The sequence below is a fragment of the Hydrogenimonas sp. genome, from assembly GCF_029933015.1.
Lineage (GTDB): Bacteria > Campylobacterota > Campylobacteria > Campylobacterales > Hydrogenimonadaceae > Hydrogenimonas.
In genome coordinates, this window is record NZ_JAOZOZ010000060.1 from 1 (window position 1) to 9685 (window position 9685).

A 9685-nucleotide genomic window follows, 5' to 3' on the forward strand; every position below is an offset into this window, starting at 1 on the left:
AACAGCAGCGTCGGTCCGAACTTCCATCCCCATATGATGAAAAGCACCATCCACAACGTCGCGGCGGCATCGAAAAGCCATCCCAGATCGAGGCCGAAACCCATCCCGAGCGAATAGAAGAATCTCACCAGTACCACCGCTTCGGTGAGCCAGAAGAGGGCTACCGAAACTCTGTCGGCGTGGGGCACCTGTCCCGAGTGGCCCAGGGTGACCCTGGTGCCGAAGCCGATGAGGATCGTCGTGACGAATCCCAGGGCGACCAGGTGCATACCCGCGAAGAGGAAAGAGGTCTGCAGCCAGATCTCCGCCAGGCGGGTAACGGCGTCGATCAGCAGACCGGCCGGAAGCCAGAAGAGTCCCAGGTGCAGGACCCACAGGATGGCCGGAGAGGTGAAGACGGGGAGTTTCCAGCTTAGAAATTCCCGCAGCAGATAGAGCGCCAGCACGAGGGTGACGGCGATTTCCGGCCAGATCCACTCCATCGCGAAACAGAGGGTTTTGACGGTCAGGAGTGCGAGGACGACAGGGACGAAACGCTCGGGTTTGCTTATCGCCACGTGGCTGAAGAAGGGAATCATCCGCTGGGCGACGACGAAGGTCAGAAAGATCAGGTAGAGATAGAAACCGATCCCCATGGCGAAGGGCTGCCAGCCGAAACGGACCCCGAAAATGGCGTAGGTGATGCCGACGACGAAGATCAGATGGGAGAGGAGGCCCAGAGCGTGGGCCGTCAACAGCCACATCGGATCGCTCTTTTCGGGAGATCCGCCGGCGAGATAGATGAGGCGGAAGTTGCTGACGGCAAAGAGATTGCCCGCAAAGAGGGTCAGTGCTCCCACTACCGCCAGAGGTGGAAAGAGCAGGGCTCCGGCCACGAAGAGCAGTCCTCCCGCCTCGTAAAGCAGAAAGAGCCGGGTGTAGATGCTCCGCGGTACCGGCTGTGTCATGCAAAAGCGCGGAAACGTCGTCAGCAAGAATCCGTGGAAAAAGTGGCTGAAGACGATGAAGAGCATCGCGTATCCGTGAAAGAGGGAAGCGTCGATTTTCAGGGGAACGATTCCCTTGTAGCCCAGCATGAACGGAAGCATGGAAACCACGGCCCAGACGATTCCCATCAGAAAAAAGGGCTGATGGGGCTGGGAGAGAAAGTAATCGAACTTCGGGGATTTGAGACTGTCTGATCGCATGTGCGGCACTCCTGTTTTGAAGTGCATATTGTATCAGATTGTCAGGCGATCTCTCTTTGTTTGAGGATCTCTTCCAACGGCTGGGGCTGGTGGAGATAGTAGCCCTGGATATTGGTGATTCCGATGGCACGGACGGTGTCGTAGATCGATTCGTCGGAGACGAACTCCGCCACGGTTTCGATATTGTAGTTTTTCGCCAGGTTGTGGATGATCTCCACGAACTCTCTGGAGTCGGGATTTTTGTCGATGTTCTTGATGAAGGAGCCGTCGATCTTGAGGTTGTCGACTTTGAGCTTGAGGATTCTGGCGAAGTTGGAGTAGCCCGAGCCGAAATCGTCGATGGCTATTTTGACGCCGAAACGTTTGATGCGTTCGATGAAAGCGGCGATCTCTTCGTAGTTTTCGGTCTCTTCCGATTCGAGCAGCTCGAAGGTGACGTGGTCGCTGTAGCTCGACATGGCGAGCCGGTCGATGATGAAATCCCGGGTGGGTCTGTGGTGGATGTCGTCGGCGGAGAGGTTGATGCTCAGATGAAGCCCGTGACGCTCGACGGTATCCATCGCCTTCGTGAAGATGATCTTCGTGATTTCGGAGTAGAGGCGGATCTGTTTGGCCAGAGGGATGAACTGGTAGGGAGAGTAGATTTTGCCATCTTTTCCGACGAGTCTGGCGAGCACCTCGTATTTGACCACCTCCCTGGTCCGTGTGTCTGCGATCGCCTGGAACCAGGGGACGATGCGCCGCTCCTTCAGAGCGCTGGTGAGCTCCTTCGTCATCATGATGTTTTCGAGATAGCGGTGGGGTTTGATGAGGTCGTCGGAGTAGAGGACCATGCTTTCGTTGGAGTGTTTGGCGTGTTTGAGGGCCATGTCGGCCTTGACCAGCGGCTGTTTCTGATCGATCGCCACACCGATGGAGATCTGCAGGATAAATTCGCCGTTGGTGTCGTTGAAATGGAACTCCCTTGCGAATTTCGACGCCTGCGTGATCATCGAGAGGAAAGTTCCCGAGGATTTTTCGTTCTGTTCCACGATGGCGAACTCGTCTCCCTGCAGATGGTAGATTTCGTAGATGTAGGGGATGATCTGTCTCAGATAGGCGGCGTAGTCTTTGATGATCTTGTCTCCGACGTCCGAGCCGAAGAGGTCGTTGTAGGACTGGAAGCGGTCGATGTTGAAGATGGCGACCGACGCGGTTTCGGAAGTGCTGATCTTTTCGACGAAACTGAGGCGGTTGGGCAGTTTCGTCAGAGGATTTTTCTTCAGATGCTCCAGCGCCTCCTCGGTCCGTTTCTTGACCTCCGTCTCCAGCTCTTCCGAATAGCGGGCCAGCTCCTCGTTCGCCTCGGCCAGTTTCTTCTGGAAATCTTCCCGCTCCTCGAGGTAGAGTTTCAGTTTCCGGTTCAGTGAGTTGACTTCAAGAAGAAGCAGAAAGAGCATGGTCAGTGTCGTAGCCGCCAGGAAAAAAGAGACATAGAAGGTGGCCTGAAGGGTCTTTTTTCGCTCGTCGATGTAGTTTTCGAAAGATTCGATATAGACTTTTCTCAAATCGACGATCTTTCGATGCAGCGCTTCGTACTCTTTCCCGAGTCGCTCGGGATCGAGTGTGGCGGGCATGTTCGGCAGCGCTTCGAACTTCTGTCGCAGCCTTTCGCAGGCCCGTTCGATCCTGTAGATTTTCAGGACGTTTTCGTTGTAGCTGCAGACTCTATCCAGTAGTGCGAGAGTTTCGTGTACTGACGATTTCTCCCCTTCCTCCGGGGATGCCGCGAAAGTTTTGAGGGCGAAAGTTTTATGGAGTGTCGAGGCGAGATCGTCGGTGGGGATCAGGACATTTGTGTCGAAATTCCTTCTGACATCCTGCAGCTCCATCGCCTCTTTGAGGGAGAGGATGAGAAAGATACCGGCGATGAAAAAGACGATGAATACACCGAGAAAGCGGATGGTCATGTTTCTGGTCATCGAAGTGTCGTCCTCTCTTTCGCCCCGTTTTCCGATAGGAAGGTTTTTATAATTTATAATATGTCGTGATAATAATCGTCCCAATCCGCGTAATCTTTAATTCGAGAACAAAAGAATTAACGTTTAATCCAACATCTTTTGAATATAATCGATGCAACTTATATGCGGCAGGTGGACGTGTTCGACGAAAAATATGTGGGGCGGTATCTCTTCTTTTCCATTCTCATCACCGTGGTGATCGCCGAAGCGTTGATTCTGCTCTATGTCCATCTGGAGACGCCCCCTTCGAAACAGCGTGCCAAAGAGCGGGTGGTACATGTACACATCTCCCAGGCCAAACCCAAGCCGGTGGTCAAAGAGGTGGCCAAACCCGTGCCGAAACCGCCGAAGAAGATAGAACCTAAGCCTAAGCCGAAGCCCAAACCCAAGCCGAAACCGAAACCGAAAAAGATCGTCAAACCGAAGCCAAAGCCCAAACCCAAACCCAAACCGGTCGAAAAGGTTGTGGAGGTTCCGAAAAAACCGGTCGTGCCGGTGGAAAAAACCGAAAAAAAGATCGTGCCGAAACCGGTTGAAAAGAAGATGGCGCCCCCGCCGCAGGATACCGAGAAGATCGACCGCATCCGGGCCCTCTATCTGCAAAAGGTCAGAGAGAGGATCGAGCGGCGCAAATATTATCCCAGAATGGCGAAAAAACTTCGACAAACGGGCCGGGTTGAGGTACAATTTGTGATTCGAAAGGACGGATCGGTCGATCGTGTGAAAGTGGTTTCGCCCTGCCGGTACAAAAAACTGAACAAAGCGGCGGTACGGACCATCGAGAAGATCGGAAAGTTCGATCCGCTTCCGGCCGAACTGCATGTCGATGCGCTCAAGATCACGGTGCCCATCGACTATCGAATCAAATAGGACAGCGAATGAATCTGATGCACTACATCGAATCGGGCGGGATCATCATGGAGATACTGGTGGCCATGAACACCATCGGCATCGCCGTGATGGTGACCAAATGGATCCAGTTCTGGCGCTACAACCGCAACAAGAAGCTTCACGCCGACGAGATCGTAGCCGATTTCGGCGAACTCGGATCCAACGACAGGGATACGCTCCTGCTGATCATCAAAGAGCTGCTCCAGAGCCGCCTCAAGAGGCTCGAAAGCGGCATGCCCACCATCAAGATCATCGCGACGACGGCGACACTTTTCGGATTGCTGGGAACCGTCGTCGGTGTTTTGATGGCCTTCGAGGCGATCGCGAAGATCGGCATGGGCGACCCCTCCGTCTTCGCCAAGGGTATCTCGATGGCGCTGGTGACGACGGTGGGAGGTCTCATCGTGGCGATCGTCCACACGATCGGCTACAACTATCTGATCGCCTATCTCGATTCGATCGAAGCCAACATCGAGGCGGAGCTGCTGCTGCGCTTCTATGGAGAGAGATCTTGAGACGACGGGAGTCTTTGACCCTGGACATGACGCCGCTGGTGGATGTCGTCTTTTTGCTTCTGATCTTCTTTCTGGTCACCTCCGTCTTCAAAAAGGAGGAGCTGGCGCTGCTTCTGAACCTTCCGGAAGGGAAAGAGGGCGGAAAGATGGTGGAGAAGAAGGAGGCGATCATCGAGATGGGCAGCGATACGCTCGCCTACAACGGCCGACCCATCACGCTCGACGCGCTGGACGACGCCCTGGCGAAGATCGGTGACAAGCAACTGCCCGTCGTCGTCCGGATCGACGAAAAGGTCGAGTACGGCCGTATCATCAAGCTCTTCGACATGCTGAAAAAACACCACCTGAGCAACATCGCGCTGGTGGAAAAAGAGGGAGGAACAAAATGAAAAGAACCATCATCACGACCATCATGACATTGGCTGTGCTTCTGGGCCTGGGGGGATGTACCCAGGAGACGCAGAACCAGCTGGGCCGCGCCGTACAGAACTGGACGGGTACCAACGGGGTGCTCGACATCTACGAAGGGGGCAATCTGGTGATGCGCTTCATCAAGATCGACAAGCTCACCACGGCCCGGGGCACCGGAGACGGCCAGCCGCGGCAGTACCGCTACGGCTACGGCTATCTCGACAAAAACTTCAACTACAAACACGACAAGGACGAGCCTTCCCAAAAGCTCTATTTCGAGATCAGCAACTTCACCCCCTACATCTTTTACGAAAACCCCTACGACTGAGGATAGACCGTGCACAGACTCGACACCATCGAACTTTTTATCAAGCTTCTGTCGTTTCGGTCGGTGACGCCCGACGACGACGGGGCGCTCACCTTCATCCGTGACTATCTGGACGGTTTCGAAGCCGAATGGGTCAACCGCGTCAACGTCAAGAACCTCTTTCTCCACAAAAGGTTCGGCGACGGTCCGCATCTGTGCTTCGCGGGCCATATCGACGTGGTGCCGCCCGGCGACGGATGGGAGAGCGACCCCTTCGTGCCGAAAGCGGAGGGGGGATACATCTACGCCCGGGGCGCGCAGGATATGAAGAGCGGCGTGGCCGCCTTCGTGCAGGCGTGCCGGGAAGCCGAACACTTCGACGGGACCCTCTCGCTGCTGCTCACCTCCGACGAGGAGGGTGAGGCCAGACACGGCACCGTCGAGGTGCTCAGATGGCTCAAAGAGCGCGATTTTCTTCCCGACTACGCCGTGGTAGCCGAGCCCACCTGCGAGAAGGTTTTCGGCGACGCCATCAAGATCGGACGTCGGGGCTCCATCAATGGAATCATCGAGAAGATCGGCAAACAGGGCCACGCCGCCTACCCGGAAAAAGCGGTCAACCCGATCCACAAAGTCGCCCAGGTGCTGCCCCACATCGCCGGGGTCGACCTGGACGAGGGGGACGAGTTTTTCGCCCCCAGCAAATTCGTCATCACCGACATCCGGGCCGGCATGGAGGTGACCAACGTCACCCCAGGAAAACTGAAGATGATGTTCAATGTCCGCAACAACACCAAAACCACGAAAGAGGATATCGAAGCCTTCGTCGACCGCTACTTCAAGGACATGAACTACATGCTGACGATCACCCAGTCGGCCAAACCCTTCATGACCGACAAAGACTCCAAAATCGTCGAAGCGATCACGAAAGCGATCGAAAAGATCACCGGCGTGCAGACGAAATACTCCACCGCCGGCGGCACCAGCGACGCCCGCTTCTTCGGGGAGTTCGGGGTGGACGTGGTGGAGTTCGGCGTACGCAACGACACGATCCACGCCCCCAACGAGCGGACCACCGCCGAGGAGGTGAGAGGGCTGAAACGGATCTTCGACGAAGTGATTAGGTCCTTCTGAATCCACGAAAGTTTCACGACAGCGTGTTAACATAGAAAAAAAAGAAGGACGTTGTATGCTGATGAGAATGGTCGTGCTTTTCGGACTCATGACGGGGATGCTGATGGCGGAGATCCTCTGGCAGCCCTCCTACCGGCAGGCGAAAGAGGAGGCGGTGAAAGAGGGGAAACCGATGATGGTCATCCTGGTCTCCCACACCTGCCGCTGGTGTCGTCGCCTGGAGAGCCGTACGCTGAACAATCCGAAAGTGGTCGAATACGTCAACGAGCACTTCGTTCCGGTCATCGTCTACCGCGGCGAAGGGAACTTTCCAGATTTCATCAGGTCTGCCTACGTGCCGACCACCTTTTTCCTCTCCCCCGACGAGAAGTTTCTGACCAAACCCTGGCGCGGCTACCAGGAGCCCAACGAGTTCCTCTACGATCTCAAAGAGGCGTGGAAGGCTTTCGAAGCTTTGGAAAAAGAGCGTTAGAACCCATCCCGCCTATGGGGGATCTTCGAGATGGGTTCTAGAAAGCCTCCAGCTCCTCGCTGATGCCCTGCAGCAGACGGCTGCAGAAGTCGGTGTGACAGACGATCTGTTTCGTCTCCACGTTGTCGCTGTTTGGCATCTGCAGCCTCAGGTAGTCGTCCTCTCCTCTTCGATAGAAGAGCACGCCGCTGAAGGCGAACCCCTCCTCTTTCAAGACACGGACCACCTCGTCGACACAACCGCACTGCATCAGATTGACGTCGGCGAAGATCATCTCCACATGTTTCCTGTAGAGGATGTGCAGATAGTGGCGGATCGTGTGGGCGAAATCCTCCGAGACCCAGTCGATGACCAGGGTGCCGCTCTGGGTGTACTGGCTCAGTTCGTAGGTGATGCGGTTCGCTTTTTTGGGTTCGGGCATTTGTGCCTTTTCGATGGTCAGCCGGTTGTTGGCGTAGATGATCTCCACGAGCCTGCGGTAGTCGGTGGGCATGAAGATCTTTCGTGAGGTCACGCCGTTTAGGATCTTGTAGCCGATCAGGACGGCGGCGCGCTTTTCGGTGCGCACGGCGTTGGGGTCGGTCAGGGAGACCGTGTTGGGGACCAGCCCCAGCAGCAGGGCGCTCTCGCCGAAACCGTGGCGAAGGTTGGCCCGCTGGCTGAAGGGGTGGAGCATCAGCGCCTCTCCGAAGATCGCGTCGAGTTTCAGCTCTTTCGCCCGCTGCTGGATGCGGTCCAGCATCGCGTTCATGATCCCTTTGCCCTTGTAGTCGGGATGGACCACCGCCACGCCGATCTCGGCGATGTTGGCCCCCTCGATTTTGACGAGGGCGAAGTGGCCCACGATCTTCCCCTCCCGCGTCTCCGCCACGACCGAGGCGATCTCGCCGCTTTCGTTGAGTTCGCGGATCCTGCGGGGGTAGTAGAAGAGCGACTTGTAGTAGCTGTAGGTGTAGTTGTTGTAGATCAGCCGGCTGATCGCCTCCTCGTCGCCGCACTCGTAGTCGCGTATCTGGATCGACGCGGGTTTCAGCGAGGCGGGCGACTCGTCCTCCAGGTCGGAGTAGGGCTGGAAGGTGACATCCTCGAAATCCATCGGGTGCGACTTGAAGATCGTGAAGGATTTTCCCTTTCTGCCCAGGTTGGAGAAGCGCAGCTCGTCCACGTAGTCGACGATCCGTTTGAGGCCGCCGGTCCGTTCGGAAGCCATGTAGCTGTCGAAATCGAAAGGAAGCCCCATGTCGTGGACGCTGATCTGGATGCCGTGGGGGTGAAACATGATATCCACGTCGATCATGCCGCCCAGATTTTTGGGATAGGCGTGCTGGATGGCGTTGAAGAGCAGCTCCCGGCTCGCCGCCACGATGTCGACGATATCGCGGGAATCGATCTCGGCGATCTGTGCGGCGTGGCGGATCACGTCGACGGCGATCGGCAGGTATTTGACGCTGTTGGGGATACTGAGGGTGATGTTTTTCTGCATCGCTACGTCATCTCCTTCAGCGCTTCGACGGCGCTCAGGCAGAGGATCTTCATGCCGATCGCCAGGGAGTCGTCGTCGACGTCGAAGCGGGTGTTGTGCTGGGGCACGCAGGTCCCTTTCTCCTCGTTGCAGACGCCCAGGCGGAAGAAGGCGCCCGGCACGATCTGCAGATAGCGGGAGAAGTCCTCGCCTCCCATGACCGGATCGACCAGATCGATCAGCCCCTCTTTGCCCACCACCTCTTCGGCGGCCTTCTTGACGATGTCGACCATGTGGTCGTTGTTGGTCAGCTCCGGCGGGCCGAATTTGTAGTCGAAGTGGTATTTGGCGTCCATCGCGTCGCAGATCCCCTTGATCGTCGCCTCCATCATTTCGGGGATCTTCTTGCGGACCGACTCGTTGACGGTGCGGACCGTGCCTGCCACGGTGACGAAGTCGCAGATGATGTTGGGCGCGTTGCCCCCTTCGATCTTGCCCATCGAGATGACGGCGGGGTGCAGCGGGTCGATGCGGCGGCTGACGATGTGGTTGAGGGAGTTGATGACCATCGCCGTCACCAGGACCGCGTCGATCCCCTCGTGGGGGCGGGCGCCGTGGGCCGTCTTGCCGTAGATGTCGAAGCTGAAGGAGTCGGCCGAGGCCATCATCACCCCGTATTTGTAGCCGATCTGTCCCGTTCGCAGATAGGGGTAGACGTGCAGCCCGAAGATGGCCGAGACCCCCTCCAGCGCGCCGTCTTCGATCATCTGGTTGCTGCCGCCGTGGAGCACCTCCTCGGCGGGCTGGAAGATGATGCGCACGTTGCCCGGCAGCTTCTCTTTGACGCGGTTGAGCACCAGGGCGCAGCCCAGGGCCGTGGCCGTATGGGCGTCGTGCCCGCAGGCGTGCATGATCCCCTCCTTTTTCGAGGCGTAGGGTTTGGAGCTGTTTTCGGGCATCGGCAGGGCGTCCATATCACCCCGGATCGCGACGGTGGGAAGGGCGGGGTCTTTGACGATGTCGGCCACCAGGCCGTAGTGGGTTTCGAAGGTTTTGAACGGGATCCCCTCCGCTTCCAGAATGGAGCGTATCAGCAGATTGGTCTCCTCCTCCTCTCCCGAAAGCTCGGGGTTCTGGTGGATCTCGTGCCGGATCTGCACGATTCTTTCGAAGAGGGTGTCGACCTCTTTTTCGATCATCTTCTTCAGGTCCATGGCCGCTCCTTTCAACGATGATTCGTTCCTATGAATCCATCATAAAACAGTCCAACTTATATTTCCGTTATGTGCCGTGGATCCGTGGAGAT

The 9685-nt window shown here is 56.7% G+C and carries 10 protein-coding genes; 6 read left to right on the forward strand and 4 right to left on the reverse strand.

The window, feature by feature from the left end; genetic code table 11:
- Both Q1K23_RS05505 and Q1K23_RS05510 read right to left on the reverse strand, forming a co-directional pair.
- On the reverse strand, window positions 1-1187 hold a 1187-nt coding region (locus Q1K23_RS05505; RefSeq protein ID WP_300363108.1), incomplete at its 3' end, for an NnrS family protein.
- 41 nt (window positions 1188-1228) lie between these two features.
- Complete coding sequence (locus Q1K23_RS05510; protein WP_300363110.1) at window positions 1229-3148, reverse strand: bifunctional diguanylate cyclase/phosphodiesterase; 1920 nt, start codon at window positions 3146-3148, stop codon at window positions 1229-1231.
- Between the two features lie 177 nt (window positions 3149-3325).
- Between Q1K23_RS05510 and Q1K23_RS05515 the strand changes: the two genes are divergently transcribed.
- The 6 genes from Q1K23_RS05515 to Q1K23_RS05540 are packed head-to-tail and all read left to right on the forward strand — an operon-like array spanning window position 3326 to window position 6917.
- A complete protein-coding gene (locus Q1K23_RS05515) occupies window positions 3326-4057 on the forward strand; it encodes an energy transducer TonB (protein ID WP_300363111.1) in 732 nt (243 codons plus the stop codon).
- A gap of 8 nt (window positions 4058-4065) precedes the next feature.
- A complete protein-coding gene (locus tag Q1K23_RS05520; RefSeq protein ID WP_300363113.1) occupies window positions 4066-4593 on the forward strand; it encodes a MotA/TolQ/ExbB proton channel family protein in 528 nt (175 codons plus the stop codon).
- Entirely contained in the window at window positions 4590-4982 is a 393-nt protein-coding gene (locus tag Q1K23_RS05525; protein ID WP_300363115.1) for a biopolymer transporter ExbD, read from the forward strand. Before Q1K23_RS05520 ends, Q1K23_RS05525 begins: the two co-directional genes overlap by 4 nt.
- Window positions 4979-5332 (forward strand): hypothetical protein, encoded by a 354-nt coding sequence (locus Q1K23_RS05530; RefSeq protein WP_300363117.1) that lies wholly within the window; start codon window positions 4979-4981, stop codon window positions 5330-5332. The genes Q1K23_RS05525 and Q1K23_RS05530 overlap by 4 nt, the downstream gene beginning before the upstream one ends.
- A gap of 9 nt (window positions 5333-5341) precedes the next feature.
- A complete protein-coding gene (gene dapE, locus Q1K23_RS05535; RefSeq protein WP_300363119.1) occupies window positions 5342-6445 on the forward strand; it encodes a succinyl-diaminopimelate desuccinylase in 1104 nt (367 codons plus the stop codon).
- Window positions 6446-6500: 55 nt separating this feature from the next.
- Entirely contained in the window at window positions 6501-6917 is a 417-nt protein-coding gene (locus Q1K23_RS05540; RefSeq protein WP_300363121.1) for a DUF255 domain-containing protein, read from the forward strand.
- Between the two features lie 37 nt (window positions 6918-6954).
- Here the strand turns inward: Q1K23_RS05540 and Q1K23_RS05545 are convergent, their stop codons facing one another.
- Both Q1K23_RS05545 and Q1K23_RS05550 read right to left on the reverse strand, forming a co-directional pair.
- Window positions 6955-8400, reverse strand: a complete 1446-nt coding sequence (locus Q1K23_RS05545; RefSeq protein WP_300363122.1) for a GNAT family N-acetyltransferase — start codon at window positions 8398-8400, stop codon at window positions 6955-6957.
- Between the two features lie 2 nt (window positions 8401-8402).
- A complete protein-coding gene (locus tag Q1K23_RS05550; protein ID WP_300363124.1) occupies window positions 8403-9593 on the reverse strand; it encodes an amidohydrolase in 1191 nt (396 codons plus the stop codon).
- Window positions 9594-9685: the final 92 nt, after the last annotated feature.

Excerpts from the sequence above, each read along its gene's own strand:
- Q1K23_RS05520 (WP_300363113.1), top strand. The coding sequence starts at position 4,066 with ATGAATCTGATGCACTACATCGAATCGGGCGGGATCATCATGGAGATA.
- Q1K23_RS05510 (WP_300363110.1), bottom strand. The coding sequence starts at position 3,148 with ATGACCAGAAACATGACCATCCGCTTTCTCGGTGTATTCATCGTCTTT.
- Q1K23_RS05545 (WP_300363122.1), bottom strand. The coding sequence starts at position 8,400 with ATGCAGAAAAACATCACCCTCAGTATCCCCAACAGCGTCAAATACCTG.
- Q1K23_RS05540 (WP_300363121.1), top strand. The coding sequence starts at position 6,501 with ATGCTGATGAGAATGGTCGTGCTTTTCGGACTCATGACGGGGATGCTG.
- Q1K23_RS05550 (WP_300363124.1), bottom strand. The coding sequence starts at position 9,593 with ATGGACCTGAAGAAGATGATCGAAAAAGAGGTCGACACCCTCTTCGAA.
- Q1K23_RS05530 (WP_300363117.1), top strand. The coding sequence starts at position 4,979 with ATGAAAAGAACCATCATCACGACCATCATGACATTGGCTGTGCTTCTG.